Annotated in this window: 24 protein-coding genes; 10 read left to right on the plus strand and 14 right to left on the minus strand. The window is 51.9% G+C overall.

The window, feature by feature from the left end; genetic code table 11:
* Window positions 1-56: 56 nt before the first annotated feature.
* Window positions 57-284 carry a hypothetical protein gene (locus tag GE278_10560; protein QLK61174.1) on the minus strand — a complete coding sequence of 76 codons (228 nt, stop codon included), beginning with the start codon at window positions 282-284 and terminating at the stop codon, window positions 57-59.
* Window positions 285-440: 156 nt separating this feature from the next.
* Window positions 441-1,328: a class A beta-lactamase gene (gene bla, locus GE278_10565; protein QLK61175.1), complete on the minus strand. Its 888-nt coding sequence runs from the start codon at window positions 1,326-1,328 to the stop codon at window positions 441-443.
* A 112-nt stretch (window positions 1,329-1,440) separates the two neighbouring features.
* Between bla and GE278_10570 the strand changes: the two genes are divergently transcribed.
* Complete coding sequence (locus tag GE278_10570; protein QLK61176.1) at window positions 1,441-2,319, plus strand: LysR family transcriptional regulator; 879 nt, start codon at window positions 1,441-1,443, stop codon at window positions 2,317-2,319.
* Between the two features lie 52 nt (window positions 2,320-2,371).
* On the opposite strand, the gene GE278_10575 is transcribed toward GE278_10570, so the two are convergent.
* Together GE278_10575 and GE278_10580 are read right to left on the minus strand one after the other, a co-directional pair.
* The gene (locus GE278_10575; protein QLK61177.1) at window positions 2,372-3,310 is read right to left on the minus strand and encodes an aliphatic sulfonate ABC transporter substrate-binding protein; all 939 of its coding nucleotides are present in this window, start codon (window positions 3,308-3,310) and stop codon (window positions 2,372-2,374) included.
* A 9-nt stretch (window positions 3,311-3,319) separates the two neighbouring features.
* On the minus strand, window positions 3,320-4,417 hold the full coding sequence (locus tag GE278_10580; protein ID QLK61178.1) for an LLM class flavin-dependent oxidoreductase: 1,098 nt from the start codon (window positions 4,415-4,417) through the stop codon (window positions 3,320-3,322).
* Between the two features lie 207 nt (window positions 4,418-4,624).
* On the opposite strand from GE278_10580, the gene GE278_10585 reads away from it, so the two are divergent.
* Entirely contained in the window at window positions 4,625-5,740 is a 1,116-nt protein-coding gene (locus tag GE278_10585; protein ID QLK61179.1) for an ABC transporter substrate-binding protein, read from the plus strand.
* 120 nt (window positions 5,741-5,860) lie between these two features.
* On the opposite strand, the gene GE278_10590 is transcribed toward GE278_10585, so the two are convergent.
* Together GE278_10590 and GE278_10595 are read right to left on the minus strand one after the other, a co-directional pair.
* Entirely contained in the window at window positions 5,861-7,993 is a 2,133-nt protein-coding gene (locus GE278_10590; GenBank protein ID QLK61180.1) for a TonB-dependent siderophore receptor, read from the minus strand.
* 809 nt (window positions 7,994-8,802) lie between these two features.
* Complete coding sequence (locus GE278_10595; GenBank protein QLK61181.1) at window positions 8,803-9,174, minus strand: colicin M resistance protein; 372 nt, start codon at window positions 9,172-9,174, stop codon at window positions 8,803-8,805.
* A gap of 217 nt (window positions 9,175-9,391) precedes the next feature.
* On the opposite strand from GE278_10595, the gene GE278_10600 reads away from it, so the two are divergent.
* Both GE278_10600 and GE278_10605 read left to right on the plus strand, forming a co-directional pair.
* Entirely contained in the window at window positions 9,392-10,288 is an 897-nt protein-coding gene (locus tag GE278_10600; GenBank protein ID QLK61182.1) for an NAD-binding protein, read from the plus strand.
* A 206-nt stretch (window positions 10,289-10,494) separates the two neighbouring features.
* Window positions 10,495-11,508, plus strand: a complete 1,014-nt coding sequence (locus tag GE278_10605) for an isopenicillin N synthase family oxygenase (protein ID QLK61183.1) — start codon at window positions 10,495-10,497, stop codon at window positions 11,506-11,508.
* Here the strand turns inward: GE278_10605 and GE278_10610 are convergent, their stop codons facing one another.
* From GE278_10610 to GE278_10620, 3 genes are all read right to left on the minus strand, one after another.
* On the minus strand, window positions 11,509-12,558 hold the full coding sequence (locus tag GE278_10610; protein QLK61184.1) for an HlyD family efflux transporter periplasmic adaptor subunit: 1,050 nt from the start codon (window positions 12,556-12,558) through the stop codon (window positions 11,509-11,511).
* Window positions 12,559-12,605: 47 nt separating this feature from the next.
* On the minus strand, window positions 12,606-14,339 hold the full coding sequence (locus tag GE278_10615; GenBank protein ID QLK61185.1) for an MFS transporter: 1,734 nt from the start codon (window positions 14,337-14,339) through the stop codon (window positions 12,606-12,608).
* 184 nt (window positions 14,340-14,523) lie between these two features.
* Window positions 14,524-14,982 carry a MarR family transcriptional regulator gene (locus GE278_10620; GenBank protein ID QLK61186.1) on the minus strand — a complete coding sequence of 153 codons (459 nt, stop codon included), beginning with the start codon at window positions 14,980-14,982 and terminating at the stop codon, window positions 14,524-14,526.
* Window positions 14,983-15,209: 227 nt separating this feature from the next.
* On the opposite strand from GE278_10620, the gene GE278_10625 reads away from it, so the two are divergent.
* Complete coding sequence (locus GE278_10625; GenBank protein QLK61187.1) at window positions 15,210-15,623, plus strand: VOC family protein; 414 nt, start codon at window positions 15,210-15,212, stop codon at window positions 15,621-15,623.
* A gap of 155 nt (window positions 15,624-15,778) precedes the next feature.
* Here the strand turns inward: GE278_10625 and gap are convergent, their stop codons facing one another.
* Complete coding sequence (gap, locus tag GE278_10630; GenBank protein QLK61188.1) at window positions 15,779-16,789, minus strand: type I glyceraldehyde-3-phosphate dehydrogenase; 1,011 nt, start codon at window positions 16,787-16,789, stop codon at window positions 15,779-15,781.
* A 78-nt stretch (window positions 16,790-16,867) separates the two neighbouring features.
* Window positions 16,868-17,845 (minus strand): helix-turn-helix domain-containing protein, encoded by a 978-nt coding sequence (locus tag GE278_10635; GenBank protein QLK61189.1) that lies wholly within the window; start codon window positions 17,843-17,845, stop codon window positions 16,868-16,870.
* A gap of 208 nt (window positions 17,846-18,053) precedes the next feature.
* Between GE278_10635 and GE278_10640 the strand changes: the two genes are divergently transcribed.
* From GE278_10640 to GE278_10650, 3 genes are all read left to right on the plus strand, one after another.
* Entirely contained in the window at window positions 18,054-18,659 is a 606-nt protein-coding gene (locus GE278_10640; GenBank protein QLK61190.1) for a transglycosylase SLT domain-containing protein, read from the plus strand.
* Between the two features lie 128 nt (window positions 18,660-18,787).
* Complete coding sequence (locus tag GE278_10645; protein ID QLK61191.1) at window positions 18,788-19,153, plus strand: cupin domain-containing protein; 366 nt, start codon at window positions 18,788-18,790, stop codon at window positions 19,151-19,153.
* Window positions 19,154-19,373: 220 nt separating this feature from the next.
* Complete coding sequence (locus tag GE278_10650; protein ID QLK61192.1) at window positions 19,374-19,679, plus strand: ASCH domain-containing protein; 306 nt, start codon at window positions 19,374-19,376, stop codon at window positions 19,677-19,679.
* Between the two features lie 46 nt (window positions 19,680-19,725).
* Here GE278_10650 and GE278_10655 read toward each other — a convergent pair whose 3' ends face one another.
* A complete protein-coding gene (locus tag GE278_10655; protein QLK61193.1) occupies window positions 19,726-20,367 on the minus strand; it encodes an HD domain-containing protein in 642 nt (213 codons plus the stop codon).
* Window positions 20,368-20,482: 115 nt separating this feature from the next.
* Here GE278_10655 and GE278_10660 point away from each other — a divergent pair, with 115 nt between their 5' ends.
* Window positions 20,483-21,439 carry a helix-turn-helix domain-containing protein gene (locus GE278_10660; protein QLK61194.1) on the plus strand — a complete coding sequence of 319 codons (957 nt, stop codon included), beginning with the start codon at window positions 20,483-20,485 and terminating at the stop codon, window positions 21,437-21,439.
* Between the two features lie 19 nt (window positions 21,440-21,458).
* Here the strand turns inward: GE278_10660 and GE278_10665 are convergent, their stop codons facing one another.
* Entirely contained in the window at window positions 21,459-22,028 is a 570-nt protein-coding gene (locus tag GE278_10665) for a DNA-3-methyladenine glycosylase I (GenBank protein QLK61195.1), read from the minus strand.
* A gap of 248 nt (window positions 22,029-22,276) precedes the next feature.
* Between GE278_10665 and GE278_10670 the strand changes: the two genes are divergently transcribed.
* Window positions 22,277-23,212 carry a DNA replication terminus site-binding protein gene (locus tag GE278_10670; protein QLK61196.1) on the plus strand — a complete coding sequence of 312 codons (936 nt, stop codon included), beginning with the start codon at window positions 22,277-22,279 and terminating at the stop codon, window positions 23,210-23,212.
* Between the two features lie 67 nt (window positions 23,213-23,279).
* On the opposite strand, the gene fumC is transcribed toward GE278_10670, so the two are convergent.
* Entirely contained in the window at window positions 23,280-24,677 is a 1,398-nt protein-coding gene (fumC, locus tag GE278_10675) for a class II fumarate hydratase (GenBank protein ID QLK61197.1), read from the minus strand.
* Between the last annotated feature and the right edge of the window lie 153 nt (window positions 24,678-24,830).

Below are 24,830 nucleotides of genomic sequence, written 5' to 3' on the forward strand. Positions count from 1 at the left end.
GATAATAAATGTTTGCTGAGAGGGAGTTTTTATTTCCTACAGAACGGAATCGGTGTTCAGAAAACCTTGGAAGAAAAATCCGTTTTCACTTCGCTTTCAATATAAGTATTCAGGCCCCAGCCGGAGCGCGCCAGTTCTTTCATCTTCTCCAGATGTTCGGGACCGGGATGGCGAATGTCGTATAAGTAAACGTGATTATTCTTGAAGCGGACTTTGATCGAGTTGGCATCAATCTGGAAGCTGACCACCTGTGAATCACCGCTTTTGTTGGCGTAATTTTCCATGCTGCATCCTGTGAGCTAAGCCTGATATCGGGCGACATCTTCTATTAACCACGTTCAGCAATTTCGCACAGGGCGGGAGTTCACAGTTTGCGCAACGCACGGAAAACTAACAAAACAATACGCTCATGAGGTGCTCGCCATCATGAGCGTCTGGCTTTACAGGTTTTCAGTTACGATTTTTGCGGCAGCGGCTAAGACGTCTTTACGCGCTTTGGCATCCTGTTGCGGCTGGGTGAAATAGGTCACCAGAATCAGCGGCGCGTGATTATCAGGCCAGACAACGGCGATATCGTTAGTCGTTCCGTAATCACCGCTGCCGGTTTTATCCCCGACGGTCCAGGAAGCTGGCAGACCCGCGCGGATGCTTGCAGCACCGGTGGTGTTACCTTTAAGCCATGCCACCAGTTGCGCGCGCTGCGGTTCGGCCAGGGCATCACCCAGCGCCAGTTTACGCAGGCTTTGCGCCATCGCCAGCGGCGAGGTGGTGTCACGCTTATCGCCCGGAATTGCGGTGTTGAGCGTCGGTTCAGTACGGTCGAGTCGGAATGTCTCATCGCCGATCGAGCGCGCAAACTGCGTCACTTTCGCCGGCCCACCGAGCTGCGCGATAAGCTTGTTCATCGCCACGTTGTCACTGTATTCAATGGCTGCTGCGCCGAGTTCGCCAAGCGTCATACCGGTATCGAGATGCTTTTCAGTAATCGGGTTGTAGTTCACCAGATCTGACTTTTTGATATCCACATGCTTATTCAGCAGGTTTTTATCTTGCTCACTGGCTTTCAGCACGCCCGATGCCGCCATCACTTTACTTGTACTGCACATAGCGAAACGCTCTTCGCCACGGTAGACCGTCTGTGAATTATCAGCGGTATTGATCATCGCCACGCCAAGACGGCCACCGGTGCTTTTTTCCAAATCAGCCAGTTTTTGCTGTACGGCTTTGGCCTGCGCAGGCGTCTGAGCCCACAATGGCGCGCTGGAAAATAACAAAGGCATCAGGGCGACGGTCAGCAGTGCTTTATGACGAAATGTATTTTTGAACATAGAAATCCTTATCTGTTGTGTTGCGGAAGTCGGCAATATCCCTGTTTGACGGATTATTGACAAGCGAGAATAATTTCGCGCAGGATAAAGAAAAACTTATGGATAAGTCATTATGCGGACATCTCTGCCTCTCAATGCGCTGCGGGCATTTGAAGCCTCAGCCAGACACCTTAACTTTACCCGTGCCGCGCTTGAGCTGAGCGTCACGCAGGCTGCGGTCAGCCAGCAGGTGCGGTTGCTTGAAGATCAGCTGGGCACGGCGCTGTTTAAACGATTGCCGCGCGGGCTGGAGCTGACCGATGAAGCACTGGTGCTGTTGCCAGTTCTGACTGAGGCCTTCAGCCAGATCCAGACCGTGCTCAAGCGCTTTGAGGGCGGATATTTCCATGAAGTACTGACCATTGCGGTGGTCGGCACCTTCGCAGTCGGCTGGTTGTTGCCAAGACTGAAGGCGTTTCGTGAGCAACATCCTTTTATCGAACTGAAAATCCTCACCAATAATAACGTGGTCAATCTGGCCTCTGAAGGCCTGGATTTCGCCATCCGTTTTGGCACAGGCACCTGGGCGGCGACCGATAACCGGCTGCTGTTCGACGCGCCGCACACCGTTTTATGCTCTCCGGAAATCGCCCGCCGTCTGACCACTCCCGAATCACTGACCAAAGAAATACTATTGCGTTCATACCGTCCGGATGAATGGGATAAATGGATGACTGCTGCCGGGCTGGCCCCGTGGCGGGCAACGGGTGCGGTGTTCGATTCCTCGCGTCTGATGATAGAAGCCGCCATGCAGGCCGAAGGCGTGGCGCTGGTGCCGGTATCGATGTTTAGCCGTGAGCTGGAGAGCGGAAATCTGGTGCGGCCTTTCTCGACTGAAATCACGCTCGGCAGTTACTGGCTGACGCGGCTCAAATCAAAACGTATGTCGTCCGCGATGCAGGTGTTCGACGACTGGATTAGCAGGGAGTTGCCTTTGTTATCAGAGCGATAAATGGGACAAAGGGAAAAAGCACCGGCAGGGGAACCGGTGCCGAAAAGCAGGATTATTTCAGCAGGAAAGAGTGATCAAACGTGCCGCTCACGTTGAGCGCGACAGGCAATAACCCCTGGGCGTGATAGAAATCTGCCGTCTGCTGTTGCTGTATTTCGGTCGCTGAGTCGATCGCCTGCCAGTAGGATTTGCGGCGTTCAAATGACAGCTTCGCCGCATCGAGCGGGAAACCGATAATCTTCGCCAGTTTCTCGCTGTAAGCATCCAGATTTTTATATGCCCAGATCTGCGCATCGCTCAGGCGTTGCAGATAGTCGGCAATTGCCTGACGTTTGCCCTGGTCTTTAAGCGCGGTATCTGTCGCGGCGAGGAAGCTGTTACCCGACCACAGGCCGCGTCCGTTGACGAGCACTCGCAGATGATCCTGCGTTTCTGCGAACGCAGTGTAGGGCTCCCACGTCGCCCAGACATCCACGGAGCCTTGCGTCAGCGCCAGTTTGGCATCGCTCGGCGGCAGAAAGCGGAAGGTGACATCTTTGGCAGTCAGCCCGGCAGATGCCAGCGCCTTCAGTGCCACGAAATGCCCGATAGATCCGCGGTTGGTGGCGATACTTTTGCCTTTCAGATCGGCCGCCGTTTTAATCGCACTGTCGGATTTCACCAGCAGCGCGGTGCCGTAGGCGTCTGATTTATCCACCGCGATGGCCTTCACCTGCGCACCCGCCGCCTCGGCAAACAACAGCGGCGCATCGCCGATAATTCCGACATCCACTGCTTGCGCATTGAGCGCTTCTGCCAGCGGCGCGGCGGCAGGGAATTCAGACCATTCAATTCTGTACGGCAGATTATCCAGTTTGCCCGCCGCTTCCAGTTGCGCACGCATATTGCCTTTTTGATCCGCCACACGCAGGGTCACAGGGTCGGCAAACGCCGCCGACATGCTGCCGATAAGCGACACAGCCAACAACAGATTTTTCGCATTCACTCGCATGACAATTCCTCAGACCAGGCTGGCACGGGCAGGTTGATGATCGGCCTGACGAGCGGCGATTTTCTGCTTCGTCAGCGGGATCAGGTTTTTGCCATATTCAACGGCGTCATTGAGGGGATCAAAACCACGGATCAGGAACGTGGTGATGCCCAGATCGTAATACTTGAGCAACGCATCGGAGACCTGCTCAGGCGTTCCGACCAGCGCCGTCGAGTTCGATCCGCCCCCGATCAGCCCCGCGATGCCGGTCCACAGGCAACTGTCAAGCCGGTCACCTTTTGCGACCGCATCCAGCAACCGTTGCGCCCCGACGCTTTGCGGTTTGGCCGCCAGCACCTGGCCGCTTTTCTCCTGTTGCGCTTTGGCTTTTGCCAGGATTTCATCGGCCTTCGCCCAGGCTTCTTCCTCGGTCCTACCGAGAACAGGGCGGAAGGAAATGCTGAAATCTATTTTCCGCTGATGTTTTGCCGCCGACGTTTTTACTGCCTCAACGGTTTCCGCCGCGCTTGCCAACGGTTCGCCCCACAGCGCAAAGACATCGGCATGTTTACCGGCCACGCGGATGGCATCTTCAGAGGAGCCACCAAAGAATACCGGTAAACGTTGCTGATAAGGTTTGATAGCCGAGAAGGCATTCTCTGCCTGATAGAATTCACCCTGATGGTCGAAGCCTTTTTCCGAGTACCAGCTTTTTTTCAGGACATCAATATATTCATCTGTACGCTGATAACGTGCGGACTTAGGTTCGAAATCGCCGTCACGGCGTTGATCTGCATCGCTTCCTCCGCTGATGATATGCACCGCGACGCGGCCATCCAGCAGGTGATCGAGTGTTGCCAGCTTGCGTGCCGCCAGCGTAGGGGCAACAAAACCGGGACGGTGCGCCAGCAGGAAGTGAATACGGGAAGTATTTGCCCCGGCATGGGCAGTCACCAGAAAGGCATCTGGCTGGTCTGAGGCATAAGCTACCAGAATGCGGTCAAACCCTGCGTCTTCGTGGGCTTTGGCGAAATCGGCGATGTATTGCTTATCAAAAATCGGACCGGCCGGCGGGATGATTTCAGATGCCAACCGGTGGCCGATCATCCCAATAAATTGCACGCTCATGAGCTGTTTCTCCTCGGGTCAGAGGCCAGCGAATTGAGGCTGCGCTGGCAGGAGTTATCACCATAAACGGGTTACTACTATGTTAGAAATTCATTATATCGATAAGCTAATATTAAAAATGCGCATTAAAGATGCATATCCTCACGTTTGCGATACTCAACGATTATCATTATCATCCCCACATTAAAAATTCCTCCCTGAGGTACTATGCCTAAATTCATTCCTTCGTTGCTGATCTCATGCCTGCTGCTCGCCGGTGTCGTGCAGGCCAAAACGGTGACAGATATTTCTCATCGCACGGTCGAGGTTCCCGACAATCCCCAACGTATTATCGTTGGCGAAAGCCGGATGTTATATACGCTGGCGTTGGTACAGGACGGAAATCCTGCGCAGCATGTAGTGGGGTGGCCGGGGGATATGGCGTCGCTGGATGCGCAAAGCTGGGCGATGTATCTGGACGCTTTTCCGGAAATTGGCAAGATCCCGTTGCTAGGGCAAAACAACTATACCCAGATGAATGTCGAGAAGGTGATTGCGCTAAAGCCTGATCTGGTGATTTTGCCGGTTTACGCCAAAAAACAGGACGATCACGATGTGATGCAGGAAGCGCTGACCAAAGCGGGGATCCCGGTGATCTACGTCGATCTGCGCGTCGATCAACTGCATAACACGATCCCCAGCGTGAAGCTGTTAGGCGATGTGCTCAACCATCCTGAAAAAGCGGCGCGTTTTATTACCTTCTATCAGCAGCATATGAACCGTGTGCAGGAGCGCATCAACGCGTATCAGGGGAAGAAACCTACGGTGATGTTGCAGCTTCATTTGGGGCGCCGCGAGGCCTGTTGTACCACAGTTTCTCACGGCAATCTGGCGGATTTGCTGGCATTTGCAGGGGGCGATAACATCGCCAAAGGCGCGTTCAAAAGCGTATATGGGGATTTGAACCCGGAGGCGGTGATTGTCGCCAACCCCGACGTGTATATCACCACCGGAATGGCAGGCCCCGAAGGTAAGCGAGTATCGAATCTGATGCTGGGTCCGCAGGTCACACAGAAAGAAGCTGCACAGAGTTTCCGTCAGGTGATGGATCAGCAACCGGTGCTGTCCACACTGAAAGCGGTGCGGGAAGGGCGCGCGTACAGCGTCTGGCATAATTTCTACCTCAGCCCGTACCATCTGGTGGATGTTGAAGTGTTTGCGAAAGCGATGTATCCGCAGCTATTCAACGATGTCGATCCGCAGCAAACCATGAAAGATCTTTATCAACAGTTCCTGCCGGTGCCGTTCAGCGGGACTTACTGGAGTAAGTTACCTGCAAAGTAACGGGTGACGAATAACGTAAAACGTATTACTAGTGATGTATAACGTATAACGAAAACCGGCACATTTCTGTGCCGGCGCTTATCAACTGCTCAGATCTTCCATCTCTCTTTCTTCCCGCGGTCAGAAATCCACCGCAGCCGAGAGCACCACATTGCGCGGCTCGCCTTCGATTACGCGTAAATTTCCGGCGCTTGAGGAATAATATTCTTTGTCGAACAGATTATTCACATTGAGCTTTATCTGGGTATGTTTGCCCAGTAACTGATTGTCCCAGGCGACAAACGCATCGGCCACGGTGTAATCCGGCAGCGTAAAGCTATTTTCCGGATCACCCGCCCGCGTACCGACGTAACGCGCCCCGCCACCCACGCGGAAATCCCCCGGGATTACTGACCAGCGCATCGTATGACTGAGATAGAGGCTGCCCATGTTGGTTGGGGCATTCACCAGACGGTTGCCGACGTTGGCAGAGTTCACATCATCTTCGGTGATTTCCGTTTTATCGTAACTGTAGCTGGCGGTCAGGTCCCAGTCTTTGGCTATTTCCCCGTTAATCTCCAGTTCCGCGCCTGTCGAGCGTGCTTTCGGAATATTGCGGGTAACGCCGTTAATGAATACTGACATGTCTTCTTCATCAATGCGATACACCGCCAGCGTGGCATCCAGACGTGGTGAAATCTGCCATTTGGTGCCGACTTCATAGGTGGTACCGCTTTCCGGTGAGGCCACGTTGCCGTTGTCATCCACATCCGTGGAAGGGGTAAAAGACTGACTGTAGTTGGCGTAGAACGAAAGGTCGTCCGTCAGTTTGTACACCACACCAACCTGCGGCAGGAATTTATCATCGGTATCATCCAGACTTTGGGTTGGCTTCACAAAACCGGACGTTTGCTTCTGGTTGTAATGCTGATAACGCGCGCCCACCACGCCTATCCATTTATCCGTCAGGTGAATGCTGTCTTTCAGGTAGATGGATTTGTTATATAGCGTATTGCGCAGGTTACTGTTGCTGTCGGAATAGGTGCTGCTGTTGGTGATAGGTTCTACGCCGTACACCGGATCGTACATGTTGAATGTACTGAAGGTTTTGCCACGGTACGAATACTGTTTGTAGGTTTCGTTTTTCTCGTAATCAACACCAATCAGCAGGTCATTCATCATTGTGAAAATCTCCTGATTGCCGATCCAATCCCATGACGTATAGCTGTTTTGATGGTTGAAACCGCGGTTAGCATCCGCACGACGGGTCACAGCACCGGTTTCGGTATTTACTGCGGTGGCGCGAACTTCATTGCTGTCATACCGGCGTTGTTGCCAGGCGTAGGTCAGACGCGTTTTCCAGTCTTCATTCAGCTGATATTCCCACGTGGTGTTAAGACGCTTAGTTTTGCCCCAGGCATGGTTCGCCAGTTCGTCGAGACGGCGGTTATAAGGAATATCCAGCGGTTTGCCGTTGGAGAATACCGTCCCGCGATCGTAAGGAATATCGTATTTGTATTCCTGATAACTGATGTTGAAACTGGCTTTCTCACCGAACCAGCTCAGTGACGGCGCGAGCAGGGTGTGTGAATCGCTGCCAAAGTTGCGCCAGTAATCTTCATACTGGCGCTCGGCGATCATGCGAAACGCAAATCCGTTGCCTAAAGGGCCTGTAACGTCGAGAGTTCCCGCTCCGCCACCAAATCCACCGGTACGGCCACTGACACGGGTATTCCACTCATACAGCGGTTTTTTGGTGATCATGTTGATCACGCCGCCGGGGTTTTGGATCCCATACAACAGTGATGCGGATCCTTTCAGCACGTCGATATGATCGATAGTCGAATCAAAACCCAGCCCCTGATTGCTCCGCACGCCATCAATGAGAATCGACCCGTCACTGTTCGCCCCAAAACCGCGCTTCACAAAACCATCTTCCGTTCCGCCGAGCGTATTTCCCTGCGTCACACCGCTGACGAACTTCATCGCATCATCGAGTGACGTAACGTCGTAATCCTGAATCATCGACTGCGTGACCACGCTGACCGACTGCGGCGTTTCATTAAGCGGGGTATCGTTTTTGCTGGCGGTCGAGCTCTGCGTAGCGCTGTAATTCGTGTTATCCAGCGTATCGGCTTGCGCGTTGACGGTAATAGAGTCTTCAGAAGACTGTGTTGCCGCCAGAAGGGGTGAGCAGTGGAGAATAGCTAAAGCAACGACGGATTTTTTAAACCCACCGAGTAAAGCCCCGCAAGGGGCGTGGTTGTAAGACATGTGAATGGTTCCCTGAAATAAAGTCGAGCAAAGTAAATACAAATGATAACGGTTTGCATTCTAATTGGGGGCATCAGGAAAGGGAAACAAATTGTTAAGTGATGGGGTGACGGAATGGAGGGGTTCACAACTTTAAGATCAACTTCAAGGTCAACACCTTGGGCTGCCGCCCAAACTGGCCTTAAGGGGGGCTTATCGCCGCCCCCCTTAAGAATCCCAGGCTCTTTAAAACACGTGCCATGCATCCGGGCTCTGTTTCAGAAACGCATGCTATTGCCGCACAATCCCGCCGCTGCGCGGTGCCCTTCGTTCGGGTTACAACCCGCGCAAAAAACGCGCGGTTTTCCACCTCTCACTTCGGCGCGATTTTTGAACGCGGCCAGTGCTTTTTAGGTCACTACTTCACCGGCTCAGATCATTTCAGAAAAATAACTAATTAAAATCACTCAGGTTTGTTCTTTTAAATGGTGGGGTGGCGCGATAAAAAAATCCTGCCGAACGGAGCGGCCTGAAGACCTGAGGCTTCAGGACCGAGAGAGGGAACCGCGCAGCGGCAGGGTTTTGCGCCACGAGCGGAAGTACCAGAACACGGCCATCGTTCCAGCGAAAGCGTGTTTAAAAAAGCGGGGAGGGATCCAAGGGAGGGAAAGCACTTCCCTCCCTTGGTCGGTTTCGGCGCGAAACGCGCAGTGATCACTGCAATTGAGAAACCGAAATATTCCCGGTCAAATTTGGAAAGCCCCGGTGCAACCCGGAAACAACCCGGAAACAACCCGGAAACCGTCCTGAAGCCCGGTCTGGCTTCATTCCTACTCTACAGTCGAATACTTAACATAATGATTCGAACAATTAAAATGCGCCACATATCCCAACGTGCCGTTCGGGCCTTTGGCGCTGAACGGAATGTGGTAAGTGCCTTTGTCTTCTTTCGCATCATCACTAATGAAGCTCAACACCGGAACAGATGTTCCCATGTTGTCTTTATCGTTGCCCCAGTTCGGGATACGGTTTTCCATGTAATCACGGGTGACCGTATCAATTGCGTTGCTCTTGCTGATCTGCGCACAGGCGCCTTCGGTTGAACGCTGCATCCACCACGGGTAGATGTAGACCGAGCCCAGCATCACAACCATCATCAGGAAAATAAATGAAATAATTCCGATCAAAACGACTTTACTCATAATGCTAACTACTCCTGAAAATCTACGCCAAATCATAGACTGCGCAGAATCTTCAATGTTATTTAACGATAAGAAAGCGCGTATGTTACGCCAGTTGGTCTGCTGAGGTTAAGTACTATCAGCCGTTCTGTTGCATCCGGTTACAGAAGCCAGTCCCGCATGAAACTCAGCAGTGTTAGCCTTTGACCACAATCATTATTTGCATAAGGAGTCACACATGAGTCAGCAATCCGAACTTCAACAACCGGTCGTCGCCGTGCTAGGCCTCGGCGCGATGGGACATGCGTTTGCTACAAACCTGATCAAGAAAGGATTTACTACCCGTGTCTGGAACCGTACGGCGTCACGTGGTGATGATCTGGTTAAGGCAGGCGCGACCCGTGGCACGACGCCGCGTGAGACTGTTGAAGGCGCAGATGTAGTGATCACTATGTTGTCCGATGGCAAAACGTCGCTGGATGTCTGTCAGGGGGATAACGGTTTACTCGCAGGTCTCAAACAAGGCGGAATCATCGCGCAGATGGGGACGCTGGGTGTAGACGCAACCGAAAGTCTGATAGCACTGATCAAAGCGCAGCGTCCGGACGTGGTGTTTTTCGATGCGCCAGTGTCCGGCACGAAAGCGCCGGCTGAGCAGGCGCAGATTGTGGTGCTGGCCAGCGGCGATCGTGAAGCGGGAGCCGCCGTGGAGACGGTATTTGCGGCGATCTCCAAAGCGACTAAATGGCTGGGGGAAGCGGGTCGCGCATCTAAGATGAAACTGGTGGTAAACGCCTGGCTGATTGCCATGATGGAAGGGATCGCTGAAACCACGCAGCTCGCCGAAGAGTTTGGTTTCTCAACGGATGATTTGTGGAATGTGCTGGAAGGCGGACCGCTGGCTGCACCTTACATCAAAGGTAAAATGGAGATGTTCAAAAGCGGTGATTACACACCTCAGATGCAGCTGACGTGGGCGCTGAAGGACATCAATCTGGCGCTGGCTGCTGGCAGTAAACTGGAGCTGCCAGTGATGAAACGCATCAGTGAAACCTGGCAGGGCGCGGTGGGTGCAGGCTATGGCGATCAGGATCTGGCGGTGGTGTATCGTTACCTGGGCGATAAGCAGCGTTAATACCCCTCAAAGCCTCTGACGAATGTGAAGACTGACGAATAACAGGTCATCACATTCGTTACTCATTTCTCATCATTCCTCACTCATCACCCGTCATTCATAACTACGCAGTATAAATCATAGCCTCTGGCTATTGGTCACCCGTTCGGAGACCGTGATAGCGTCGGGATAAGAACAGCCCCATTTAATTCACAGCGGAGCCAGCGATGAGCCAGCCTTCCACGAATATCCCACTGATCGACTTCAGCCAGTTTTCAGCTTCGCCGCAAAAGCGCGAAGCGTTTCTGTCAGAGCTGCGTTACGCCGCCCGCGAAATCGGCTTTTTCTATCTTAAAAATCACGGCATTGATAAAACCCTGCTATGCGACGTCCAAAACGCCTCTCGCCAGTTCTTTGCTTTACCAGAAGAAGAAAAACTGGCCGTGGCGATGATCAACTCTTCGCATTTTCGTGGCTATAACCGCGCGGCCTCGGAGATTACGCGTGGTCAGCCTGACTGGCGGGAGCAGTTTGATCTCGGTGCAGAGCGACCGAAACTACCGATAGATGATAGCACCCCTGCGTGGGCCAGATTGCAGGGGCCTAATCAGTGGCCTGAGGCATTACCCGAACTACGGCCCTTGCTGCTGCGCTGGCAGCAGGAGATGACTGCGATGTCATTGAGCCTGCTGCGTGCGTTTGCGCTGGCACTGAAACTGCCAGAAGAGGCGTTTGATCCCCTGTATGGCGAAAAGCCCAATGAACATATTAAGCTGATTCGTTATCCGGGACGGCCTGAGGGTGAGGGGAATCAGGGCGTCGGTGCGCACAAAGATTCCGGTTTCCTCAGTTTCTTGTTGCAAGACGATCAGCGCGGATTACAGGTAGAAGTGGAAAAAGACCAATGGGTGGAAGCACTGCCTGTGCCGGATACGCTGGTGGTGAATATCGGTGAGTTGCTGGAACTGGCGACCAACGGTTATCTGCGTGCCACCGTTCACCGTGTGGTTTCTCCGCCTGCTGCCGGTGAACGTCTGTCGCTGGCGTTCTTTCTCGGCGCGCAACTCGACGCCGTGGTGCCTTTGTTCCCATTACCCCCCGAGCTGGCGAAAGAAGCGCGGGGCGAGGCCAGCGATCCGCTGAACCCGCTGTTCCGCGATGTCGGTTTCAATTATCTGAAAGGGCGGCTGCGCTCACATCCTGACGTCGCGCAGCGTTATTATTCTGACGTAACGGGTTGATCAGTTTCGTGGTGAGTTCGAGGTATCGATGCTGACCACGGCAGACATTCCTGGTCGCAGACGATCGCTTTGCGTCTGATTTGGTTCCAGTTCAATCCGCACGGCAATTCGCTGTGAGATTTTAGTGAAGTTACCGGTGGCGTTATCGGCTTTCAGCACGCTGAATTCAGAACCTGCTGCCGGGGAAATGCGCACCACGTGACCTTTAAAAGGGCGATCGTTAAGGGCATCGACCGTAAACGTTGCCGGTGTGCCGAGGCTCATTTCCGCCAGCTGGCGCTCTTTGAAGTTGGCTGTCACCCAGACGATTTTCGGTGTGATGGAAGTCATTTGCGTGCCTGCCGTCACATATTGCCCCATGCGGGCGCTGACCTCGCCGAGCTGTCCGTCTGAGGGCGCGACAATTCGCGTATGTTGCAGATTAATTTGTGCGACTGCCACTTTCGCCTGGGCGGCCTTTAAGGCGGCGGCCAGCGACGCTTTATTGGCATCCACCAGAGCCAGGTCCTGACGGGCAATGTTCACCGAAGCCCGCGCTTTGGCCACATTGGCTTTGGCGGTTAGCAAGGCGGCGTGTAGTTCATCCCCAATGGTTTTCGACACCAGACCTTTCGCCAGCAGGGTACTGTTACGGCCGGTATCGAGCGAGGCTTTACTTTCGGTGGCCTGAGCACTTTGCAGTTCTGCTTCAGCTAGTTGCAGGCTGGCGGCGCCCGACGCCTGATTTTGCTCGAAGTTTTGCAGTGTCACTTGCTGCTGTGCGGCAGCGGCTTGTGCCTGAAGCAGTTCCTGACGGTAGGTACTGTCATCAATCAGAAACAGCACATCACCTTTTTTGACGGGCATAAAATCCTGAACTTTGACGTCGGTGATGTACCCTGACACCTGCGGGCTGAGCAGGGTGACATTGCCACGTATGTAGGCATTATCGGTGGATTCCACCTGCGAATTAAACGGAAATAGCTGCCAGCTGTACAACACCAACATCACACCGACCACACCCAGGCAAAGCACCACAATGATTGACGGATAACGAAATAGATTTTTCATCACTTTTCCCGCATTACTCTTTTAGTTCGATGATAGAAACGAATGACTTACGCAACAGCCTCAGCGGCTTCGCGCTTTTTGGTCTGGATCCGTCCGACAATAATGTGCGCGCAAAGGATGGCAAAGCAGCCCAGCGACATGTAAAACACCACCATGAAAACGTCGTTATATGCCAGCAAACCCGCCTGTTGAGTCACTTTCAGACTCAGTTGTGTAACCGCCTCGGCATTTAGCTGAGTGCCATCGTTTAATACTGGTTTCAGCAAATGGCTGTACTGAGCAAGCCGCTCAACCACCAGTGGGTTTTGCAGTGAAATCCCTTCAGTCAGCACGCTCGAGTGGAACTTCTCACGCAAAATCTGGACAGTCCCGAGGAATGCGCCACCGACCTGCGCACCGACGTTTTGGGTCGAGAGAAACACCAGCACAAAACTGATGATCTGGCTCTGGCCGTATTGCAGCGCGCGGATAAACCCCAGCCACAGCGAAGTGGGCAGGAATATCGCCCCTCCAAAGGCAATCATTCCCTGCGTCAGGTAAAACTGTTCGGGGCGCGTATCTACGGTTGAATGCGCATCCATCCACGCCGCCACGGCAATCAGCGCGATAGAGAAGAGATGGATGTAAACAATCCGGTTGGCTTTATGAATAATGCTGACGAACACCAGCCCGGCGAAAGTCGCGGCGAGAATGACGCAGAACAACGTAATCAGCTGATCGTTGAGCAATCCGACCAGATTCAGAAAACCCACCATGCCAGTGGTTTGCTCGGAGAGAAGCATCCGTACAAACAGCATCGAACCGGTAAACAGCAGCATTTCCGGTGTCATCAGCCAACGTAAGTCGATAATCGGATTTTTGCGTCGCAACTCCACCATAAAGGAGAGCGTCAGCGCGATAATTCCTACGACCAGAACTTCGCCAATCCAGGCCTTTTCCTGCCACCAGTAGTAGCGGCCCATGGTCAGCACTACTGACATACAGGCCACGGCGGTGGCAATCAGCGGGTAACTTATCCAGTCCGTGCGCTCGAACACTTTCACGCGCGGTGGGTGAGTCAGTGGCAAAATCCAGATGATTGCCAGACAGATCAGTGAAAGACCGGATTCCAGCATCGTCAGCTGGTGCCAGTGCCCGAGATCTAACAGGTGCGGCGAGATAATGCGGGAAATCGGCAACGAAATCTGGCTGCCCGCCAGCCCGAAGCACAGTCCCGCCGTCAGCTTTTTCGCCGGTGGGAATATTTCGAACATATAGAACAACGCCAGTGGCCCTAGCGATGCCATCGCAAAACCCATTACTGCGCGGACGGCCACGGCGGTCTGAAAATCATGGGTAAACATTTGTGCCATGGAGGCGACGGCAAAAAACAGCAGACCGTATTCACCGAAGCGACGAAACCCAAACTGGGTACGAATTTTGTATAGCAGGATGGTGCCGGTCACACTGGTGGCGGTATACGCGGCAATCAGCCAGTAGCTTTCTACGTTAGAAATTCCAAGCGATCCCTGGATCCCTGGCAGGTTGGAACCCACAAGATTGATCCCAAGACCCTGCGTCATACCAATAATCAACGACGCCATGACGTATACACCGATACGTAATCGCGGGTAACGGGAGAGCCAGGTATTCACCTGAACTGCAAACGGATGATGCGTTGAGGGAGGAACAGATCCTGCTTCGGATGCTGGCGCGAGGGGCTCTGTTACTGGTGATGCATCCCGTGTTGTTAATTCACCGGCATCCTGCCGGACATCTGAATCAGAACGCGTCGTCATCATTACGCCTTATAAGTCATTACCCAACTAGCTTGTAGCTTGCTACATAATGTAGTGAGGCATTTCAAATGTGTCTAGTTCAATTATTCATATCAGTGATATTTACAAACGCAAATAGGGAATAATCAATCAATTACAAAGGTGATTAATGCAGGCCTAATGAGGGGGAAGGAGAAGAAAACGCCACTCAAAGCGCGGCGATATTGGCAGTAATGGCGGCGAGAACACCACGGGCAACGGTGATATTTTCATCCGGGATGCCTTCCATCACGCGGATTAATATGTCGTCGGTCATGCTACGCACCTGATTAGCCAGATCGTTACCGGCTTCGGTCAGCACAATGTCTTTGGATCTGCGGTCGTTTTCACCGGGGCAGCGCTCCAGCAGCCCAAGCTGTGCAAGGCTGTCAAAGAGACGGATCGCAGTCGGGTGTTCGACTTCCAGCAATGCGGTAAGTTCTCCCTGCGGAAGACGGCCATTGGCCGCTTCCAGATGCAACAGGACCTGACCACGGGCAAGTGTCAGCCCGATGGTTTTGAAGCGGGCATCGCAGTAAGTCCGTAACTGGCGGCCAATATGAATAGTTTCCGGCAGGAAGCGCAGGGTAGGCGAAGCGGACTCCTGTCGGCGGCGTATTGTAGTCACAAGATCCTCACTGATGGTGCTTTTGATGGCGTCAGGTTAGCACGGTATGTGATATTTGCCACAAAAGTGAGGCTGCTGTTAACATTTTGAGACAACCTGAAGGCATGATGTAATTCGACGTTTAGAGGGATCCGTGTCCTGGGTCGCAAATCGAAATGTAACGACTGATAGTTGCTTCATTACGCTGGTAATTTTGGTTAACCCGTCAATATTCTGGAGAAAATAGCATGCAACCCGTCATTAATATGATCACGCTGGGCGTTAAGGATTTAGCCGTCGCCACTGAGTTTTATCAAAATGGATTAGGGTTTCCGAAAGTGGTGATTGATTCGGAAAGTGTCAGTTTCTTTGAGCTGGCGGGTGCATGGTTGTCGTTATTCCCATGGGATGAGCTGGCAAAGGATGCGCAGGTCAGTGCTCAGGGAGAAGGTTTTCGCGGTATGGCTTTGGCGCAAACCGTTGCCAGTGAAGCAAAAGTGGATGCGATTTTGAAACAGGCGGTGAAGGCGGGTGGGACGCTGATTAAACCAGGCCAGAAAGTATTCTGGGGCGGATATTCTGGCTATTTCGCCGATCCGGACGGACATCTTTGGGAAATTGCCTATAACCCGTTTATGAAAATCGGGCCACAGGAAGAGTAATAAGGCTGACGGGCTTCGGCCATTAAAAAGAGGTTATATAGGTATAATTAGTTACAACATACAATATATTCATCTTAAAAAATAGCGTCGCCTGTAAGTATGAACAACACCGCCAAACGGCGGTGTCATCTTAAATGTCTGGCAGAAAGAAAGAGCTATAATCCACGTTTTTCCATTAGAACCGCCAGATCAACCAGACGGTTTGAGAATCCCCATTCGTTGTCATACCAGGCGAGGATTTTAACCAGTTTTCCGCCAATAACCAGTGTAGAAAGACCATCAATAATCGACGAGCGTGGATCGCCACGATAATCACTCGAGACCAGCGGTTCATCACTGTAGCCCAGAATGCCTTTCAGCGGACCAGACTCAGCAGCCTGACGGAATGCCGCGTTGATTTGCTCAACAGTCGCTTCACGTTTTAAATTCACCGTCAGGTCGACGATAGAAACCACCGGAACCGGCACGCGCAGAGAATAACCTGTCATACGCCCGGCAAGTTCCGGTATGACTTTCCCGATGGCTTTGGCCGCGCCGCTGGAATACGGGACAATCGAGACTGCCGCCGCACGGGCACCGCGCAAATCTTTTTCTGGCTGGTCGTGTAGAGCCTGACTGTTGGTATAAGCGTGGGTGGTATTCATCAGGCCATGCTCAATCCCGAAGGTTTGATGAAGAACCTGTGCTGCCGGTGCCAGACCGTTTGTGGTACAGCTGCCGTTGCTCACTACTTTATGTTTGGCAGGATCATACTGGTCATCATTCACGCCCAGCACGATAGTGATGTCGTCATCTTTACCCGGCGCGGAAATAATGACGCGCTTCGCACCGCCGTGGGTGATATGCACCTCAGCCTTGGCTTTATCGGTGAAGAAACCGGTGGCTTCGATAACAATATCTACGCCCGCGCTGCTCCAGGGAATGGCGGCAGGGTCTCTTTCAGAGAATACGCGGATGGTTTGGCCATCGACCAGCAGCTGGCCTTCACTGGCTTCAACGGTTGCGTTTAGCGTACCGGAAAGGGAATCATATTTAAGAAGATGGGCGAGGGTTTTACTGTCGGTGAGATCATTGATCGCCACCACCTGAAAGTCGCTGCGACCAAGAGCGGCGCGCAGGACATTTCTTCCAATTCTGCCGAATCCGTTAATACCAACTTTGACCATGATGCACTCCTTAGTTAGCGGAACTGCATTTAATGTAACCTCAAAGTGAGTTGGCGTATATGACAACAAAGAATCAATTTACGCCAAAATGCGTGCGCAAAAACGTTCGCGATATTCAGAGGGAGTCAGTTGTAAATTACGTTCGAATACGCGACGCAGATTCAGACCAGTGCCGAAGCCGGTCATGACCGCGATTTGTTCAATGCCAAGAGTGGTTTGTTCAAGCCGCTGTCTTGCGGCATTCAGACGGACTTCCTCGACATATTTCGCAGGCGTTATTCCGGTTTCACGAGTAAAGACGCGGGTGAAGTTGCGCGGACTCATCGCGACGCGCTCTGCCAGTTGTTCTACAGAAAGATCTCCCGTGATGTTATCTGGCAGCCAGCTTTGAAGGTCACGGATCGGACCTTCTGCAGCCTGATTTAACAGATAGCGGCTGAACTGTGCCTGGCTGCCTGGTCTGCGCAGGAACATCACTAAATCCTGCGCCACGTCGCGAGCCAGATTAAAACCGTGATCGTCTTCAACCAGTGCGAGAGTGAGATCAAAGCCTGAGCTAACGCCGCCGGAAGTCCAGACCGTGCCATCCTGAACGTAAATCGGGCCGCGTTCAACGATCACTTCAGGAAATTGGGATTGCAGAGAATCGAGCAAACGCCAGTGCGTGGTGGCATGTCGTCCATTAAGAAGATCAGATTCTGCCAGTAGCATCGCGCCGCCGCAGATTGAAACAATGCGGCCGGCATGGGGCGCAGCCTTTTTTATCCACTGCACTACATCTGAGCCTTCTTCTTTAGTCAGGCCTTTACCCGTGATAAGGATGGTATCGCGTGGGGTGTGCGGATCAAGATCGCACAAACGGTGGTCAGCCAGTAAGTTCAGGCCAGAAGCGCCGTGAACGACTCGGTGAGCTTGCGTTGTGGCCACCGTTACCTGATAGGCTGGCGTAGGGGCGTTTTCAGGCATCAGGCGATTTGCCTGCATGAGGATATCGGCGATACCGGCCGCTTCAAACAACATGCCCCCGTCGGGGACGATAATCAGAAAGGTATGCATGGCGTTAAAGGTACTTTTTGTACGAAATAAGTCAAGTAGTGTGATATTAAAAAAAAGAAAGAGCAGGGCGCGGCCACCAGCATCACCTGATTTTTAGCACTTTTAGTGGATGCTTATCGGTATAAAACATCAATTAACACATGATCCTCAGTGACGATAACGGTATCTTGTCTTCGCCAATAATCCTTAATTTAACCCATGGTAATTCATGACTTTATTACTCAAAAATTCGTCTCGCTTTTGCATGATTCTTATGCTGATGATTTTGGCTGGCTGTTCAAGTAAACCACATTATAAAAAATATGATTCGCACGCCTTTGACGATGAGATAGAAGATGCCGCTGATAAATATAAAGTCGACCGGAAACTGGTGAAAGCCATCATTCAGGTTGAGTCTAGTTACAATCCCAAAGCCGTCAGTCCTTCAAACGCTATTGGCCTGATGCAGTTGAAAGCCTCAACCAGTGGTTGCGATGCTTACCGTTACAAAGGTAAACGCGGTTGTCCGGACGACGACGATTTATATGATCCTGAAACCAACATTGATTTAGGTACGGCATACATCAGCGCATTGCAGCATCAGCAACTAAACTGGATCAACGATCCGGTGACACGTCGCTACGCGACAGAAGTCGCTTATGCCAATGGTGCCGGCGCATTGCTGCGGACATTTTCCAGCAATCGCCAGACAGCCATCAGCATGATTAACCAGCTTTCGCCTGAAGCGTTTCACTGGCATGTCCGCCAGTATCATCCTGCCGCTCAGGCACCAAGGTATATGGCGAAAGTTGAGAAGGTTTACGCCGGTTTATAGTACGTAAAACCTTAAAATTTGGAGTGTGCTACGTAAATTCTGCAGCATTATGGTACTGATTAATTCCCAGAATTCACGTAGCGCGATCAATTTGTAAGCCATCATACAGCAGACAAAGGTGGTTTCCGGTGCAGAATAATGTGTTTACGGATTTTCCATACAAAGCGGTCAACCGACAGGCCGAAACTTTTGAGTTGTTATTAACTCAGCCAGGCACACGTATCGAGAGAATAATTTCCACAGGACAATCGAGCCCACCAGATTTCTGGTACTGTCAGCCACAAAACGAGTGGGTGATGGTATTGCAAGGTTCAGCTGGTTTGCTACTGCAAGATGAAACCGAAACGCGTGTAATGAAAGCAGGAGATTTCATGAATATTCCCGCATTCTGCAAACACCGGGTCGAATGGACAGACGCCGAAGAAACAACGATCTGGCTGGCCGTGCATTATGGGGAAGAAAATGCCGAAGATGAGGCAGGGACGTGTGATTAAAGAAACCGTGGACTACGAGTGTGCGATCTTATATGTCATTTAACATAATATACATTATGCGAACCTATATATGTCCGGATTGGAGATGCGGACATTTGAATTGAGCTTTGACATAGCTAAACCGAGATATCCGCTTTACTGTCGCTACTACAGTTATTGTGTTGAAATGTGCTCTCAGGTTCTCTCAAACGATTGGTCTTTTGGAAATGCAGGAACATTTATGAAAAACATCACTTTTTATCGCCGTTTTGAAACCGACATCCTTGCCGGTTATAAAACAATTACCCTGCGTGAAGCCAGCGATGCAGATTTTGTTGCGGGAGACCAGGTGCGGGTCAGTCGTTATGAAGATGATGTGTATTTCTGCAATATTGAAGTAACCGGCGTGACGCCGGTGCAGTTTGACGATCTCAACGATACCCACGCGGTACAAGAAAATATGACATTACCGGAACTGAAACAGGTCATCAGCGAAATTTATCCGGGGCTGAAAGAACTGTTTATGATTGAGTTTCGCCTGATTTAACTGCCATAAAGCGCGCCGCTTCACCATTGGCGCGCCCTTTTCTTCTTCAGCCCTGCCAGCGCGAATTGCGAATAATCGAACAGAAGTTCCCTTTGATAAACGCCGATTCTTTATCTGCAATCACGTCTGCTTTGACGTTACCGAACGTCGTTTGCGGTTTGTTTTTGATGCCGTCATAAAATGCCTGAATAATATCTTCTTTAAACGCCGCCGTTCGCGGATGTGCATCTACCACAGCTTCACGTACATCATCCTGATATACCTGATAATTTATCCCCAGAACATCCATTTCTACGCCTGCTGTCACCAGTGCAATCACCGGATCCATAAACTCGGGAATTCCAGGTGTGGTGTGTAACGCGATCGCCGTCCAGACTTTATCCATATCCCCGGCGCTGACGCCGTATTGCTGCATAAATTCCCGTGCGGCATTGGCGCCGTCAACTTCGAAACGTTTATCGCAGCTGCAATTTTCATGCGTCAGCCCCATGTCGTGAAACATACAGCCAATATAAAGCAGTTCGTGATCGACCTTCAGTTCACGTTGCTGCCCAGCCAATGCCGCCCAGTAATACACGCGGCTGGAATGATGAAACAATAAATCTGATTCGGTATCGCGAACTAATTCGGTCGCTTCGCGGGCCATTTTGCTGTCGGGAATGCGGATGCCCTGTATGTTAAGACTCATGATAGTTCTCCTGTCGGGTTGATTAAAACCAGCCTAAGCCGCAGGATGAATGTCATCAATCGACGTAATATTACGATTTAAGACATTGCGTTGTTCTGCGACAGGAAATCTATTCATGCTTAAACACATTGTGATTCTGGCCGTGCCTGGCGTGCAGTTGCTCGACGTTTCCGGTCCGCTGGATGTCTTTGCCGAAGCTAATCAGCAGCGTGGTCGTGAAGTTTATAAACTCAGCGTGATGGCGATGACCGATCCTATTATTACATCCTCGTCCGGCACCCGCCTGCTGGCTGATTTAACGCTGGCCGCCCCGCTTCCCGCCAATCTGGACACTTTTCTGGTGGCCGGTGCACCAGCGCTTACTCCCTTTATCCATGACGAAATGTTAAAGGAACAAATCTGTCGTTGGAGCCATCACGCACAACGCTTTGGTTCCGTTTGCAGCGGCGCGATGCTGCTTGCCGCCGCGGGACTGCTGGATAACCGGCGTGTCACTACCCACTGGTCGGTGGCTGAAAAACTGAGTCTGGATTATCCGCAGGTTTTCGTAGAAGCTGACGCGATTTTTATTGCCGACGGTGAACTGCGAACCGCTGCGGGCGTGACCTCCGGGCTGGATTTAGCGCTACATATGGTGGAGGAAGATCTTGGCCGGGAAACTGCATTGGATGTGGCTGCGCAGCTGGTGATGTTCTTTAAACGTCCCGGCGGCCAGCTTCAGTTTAGCCGTCACGGACAAGCCTCGCTGAGTGGTCGTTCTGCGTTACAGGATGTGCAACGCTGGGTGCTAAATTCCCTCGAAAAGCCGCATAACGTGCAAAGTCTTGCAATGCATATGGGGCTGAGCGCCCGACACGTCACACGCTTATTCAATCAGGAAATAAACCAGTCACCGGCGCAATGGCTGGAACAACAACGGGTTTTTCATGCCCGGCAGTTGCTGGAAACAGGCGGCCTGGCGATAAAGCAAATCGCCGCACAATGCGGGTTTTCCAGCGTGGATATTCTTCGAAGAGCCTTTTTACGGCAGTTAAACGTGACACCGTCACAGTATCAAAAACAGTTCTCCTGACAGATAATAGTGCGTTAAATCAGGCTTCTTTCGCCACCTGTGTCCGGCGAAAACAATCCGGATGATGGGTATTGATAAGCCCGGTGGCTTCCATCCACGCATACACTATCGTCGGGCCGACAAACTTAAAACCGCGCTTTTTCAGATCTTTCGATATACGTTCAGACAGCGCATCTTTGGTTGGAACCGGCCCCTGATGTTGGATAGCTTTACCGCCGATCTGCGCCCAAATCCACTCACCGAAATCTTCCCCCGCCTGTTGCATGGCCAGATACATTTTCGCGTTGTTAATCACCGCCATTATCTTGCTGCGAGAACGGATAATATCGGCGTTTTTCACCAGCCTTTCGATGTCTTCTTCAGTAAATTCGGCGACTTTCTGTGGTTCGAAATTGCAAAACGCCAGGCGTAGCGCATCCCGCTTTTTCAGCACAATCCGCCAGGATAACCCTGCCTGAAAGCCATCGAGCATGAGTTTTTCCCACAGCGCGCGGCTCTCTCGTACGGGTTTACCCCATTCTGTATCGTGGTAATTGATCATTAGGGTGTCCTGAAGGTTCCAGGGGCAACGGATGAGATCATCAGTCATGACAGGGCTCGGGGGAATGGGTTTGAGGTAGTCTACCCGACCGGGTTTGTTAAAAACAAATTAAGACCGTGGGTTGCGTCCCGTACTGGCATTAAGGTCAAAACCTTGGGCTTGCCGCCCAAACAGGCCCAAAGGACGCGTAAACGCAGCCCTTTGCCCTTCTAAACAATGATGACATTACAAAAGTTAAAGTGTGCACTTTTTTTAATCTTACCTTAAACTGTATGTTGTAACTAATTGGAGGCGGTATGGCAGATTATGATTTAATTGCTCGAATGAACGGTTGTTTCAATGAGCTGGAAATGGCGTTGCACGACCTCGGGAACTTCCTGAGTAAGCTGGAATTATTGCAGGCGCGGGTATTTGCATTGCCAGAAATCGCCAAAGGCGAGGAGCATAATCCTGCCGATAAAATCGCGGTGACCCCTTATATCGGCGAAGCCGCCCAGGAGATGGCTTTGCAGCATTTTCAACGGCTGTTCATTCATCATAATAACGAGAATATCAGCAGTAAATCCGCTGTCCGCCTGCCCGGCGTGCTGTGCTATGCCGTTGACTCCGCCGAACATCAGTCTGCCCTGCTGCTCATCGAAGAAGTGAATAAACTGAAAGCTGAACTCGAGCACATTGTTACCGTCGAATCAGGTCTTGCCCGCGAGCAGCGCTTCGAGTTTGTACATACCCATTTGCGCGGGCTGATTACGCTTAACGCCTACCGCTCGGTGACGTTCCTTAACGATCCTGATTCGGTGCGGTTTGGCTGGGCGAACAAACATATTATTAAAAATGTCAGTCGTGATGAAGTACTGGCAATGCTTGAAAAAAGCCTGAACGCAGGCCGGGCAGTGTCGCCTTATACCCGCGAGCAGTGGATGGAAAACATTAACCGGGAAATGATTGATGTAAAACGTTTGCCTGAACATGCTGCGCTGAAGTTTAAGCGCCCGGTAAAAGTACAACCGATCGCCCGCGTGTGGTATCGCAACAGCCAGAAACAGGTGCAGCACCCGTGCCCGCTGCCGCTGATCGCGCTGTGCCAGAAAATGCCGATAATGCATGTGCCAAAGTTAGGTGAACTGCCAGATTACGATGTAACCGCCATCAAACATAAATACAAGCCGCAGTCGCAGCCACTAAATTTGCTGATTAAACGGCTGCATTTATATACCGATTATCCTCTGTGAAACGCCGCTATAAATGAAAAAAGGCCCGGCAAGCCGGACCTCTAAAGGGAGCATATCAATGGGGACATTACCCCTTCATACTGCCGACCATGGCTTCAGGGCGAACCCATTCATCGAACTGTTCCCCGGTCAGATAACCGAGTTTTAGCGCCGATGCTTTCAGAGTCAGCCCTTCTTTATGGGCTTTCTTGGCAATTTCAGCCGCTTTATCGTAACCGATGTGCGTATTAAGCGCGGTCACCAGCATCAGTGATTCATTCAGCAACTGTGTGATGCGGTCACGGTTCGGTTCGATGCCCACCGCGCAGTGTTCGTTGAAACCGCGCATACCATCTGCCAGCAGGCGGACAGATTGCAGGAAGTTATGGATAACCAGCGGACGGAACACGTTCAGTTCGAAGTTACCGGAAGCGCCGCCGATATTGACCGCAACGTCATTCCCCAACACCTGTGCGCAAAGCATGGTCATTGCTTCACACTGCGTCGGATTGACTTTACCCGGCATGATCGAGCTGCCTGGCTCATTCTCCGGAATGGAGATCTCGCCAATACCGCACCTTGGGCCGGAAGATAACCAGCGGACATCGTTGGCGATTTTCATCAGCGACGCGGCCAGCCCTTTCAACGCTCCGTGACCGTGGACCAGCGCATCACAGGTTGCCAGCGCTTCGAATTTATTCGGCGACGTGACGAACGGTTGCCTGGTCAATTCAGCCAGCGTTTTGGCGACACGTACCGCATATTCCGGATGGGTATTGAGCCCGGTTCCAACCGCCGTGCCACCCAGCGCTAATTCAGCAATGTGCGGGATACTGTTTTCAATATGCGTGACGCTGTGCGCCAGCATCGCTACCCAGCCGGAAATTTCCTGGCCAAGCGTCAGCGGCGTCGCGTCCTGCAAATGCGTACGGCCAATTTTCACGATGTCACGATACGCTTCAGCTTTCGCTTCCAGCGTTTTATGCAGAACTTTCAGTTCTGGCAGCAGCGTTTCACGCAGCTCAAGAACGGCGGCGACGTGCATAGCGGTAGGAAAAACGTCATTTGAACTCTGGCTCTTATTCACATCATCGTTGGGATGCACTTTCCGCGCTTCGCCGCGTTCGCCGCCGAGGATTTCGCTTGCGCGGTTGGCCAGCACTTCATTCATGTTCATGTTGGTCTGGGTACCAGAACCGGTCTGCCAGATGGAAAGCGGGAATTCTGTCGGGTGTTTACCGGCCAGCACTTCATCGGCGGCGGCAACAATTGCATCGCCCCGTTCAGCAGGCAGCAGCCCCAGGTCCATATTAACGCTGGCGGCCGCACGCTTGGTCAGGGCCAGCGCGTGGATAAGCGCCGTGGGCATTTTTTCCGAGGAAATACGAAAATGTTCAAGCGAACGTTGCGTCTGTGCGCCCCAAAGCTTATCTGCCGGAACATCGATAGGCCCCATTGAGTCTTTTTCAATGCGAGTCGCTGTCATTGTTGTCTCCTAAGATACTAATTTTCGAATGAGTGTCAGGTTTTTTGCAGGATTTTCAAGAGCCGTTGGCGCTTCCAGGCATTCATAAGCGGCCAGTCGATTATAGTGACATATAAGGCTAACGTATCACTTCGTCCACTGCAAATGAGAAGA

It is taken from the genome of Enterobacteriaceae bacterium Kacie_13 (assembly GCA_013457415.1).
Classification (GTDB): Bacteria; Pseudomonadota; Gammaproteobacteria; order Enterobacterales; family Enterobacteriaceae; genus Rahnella.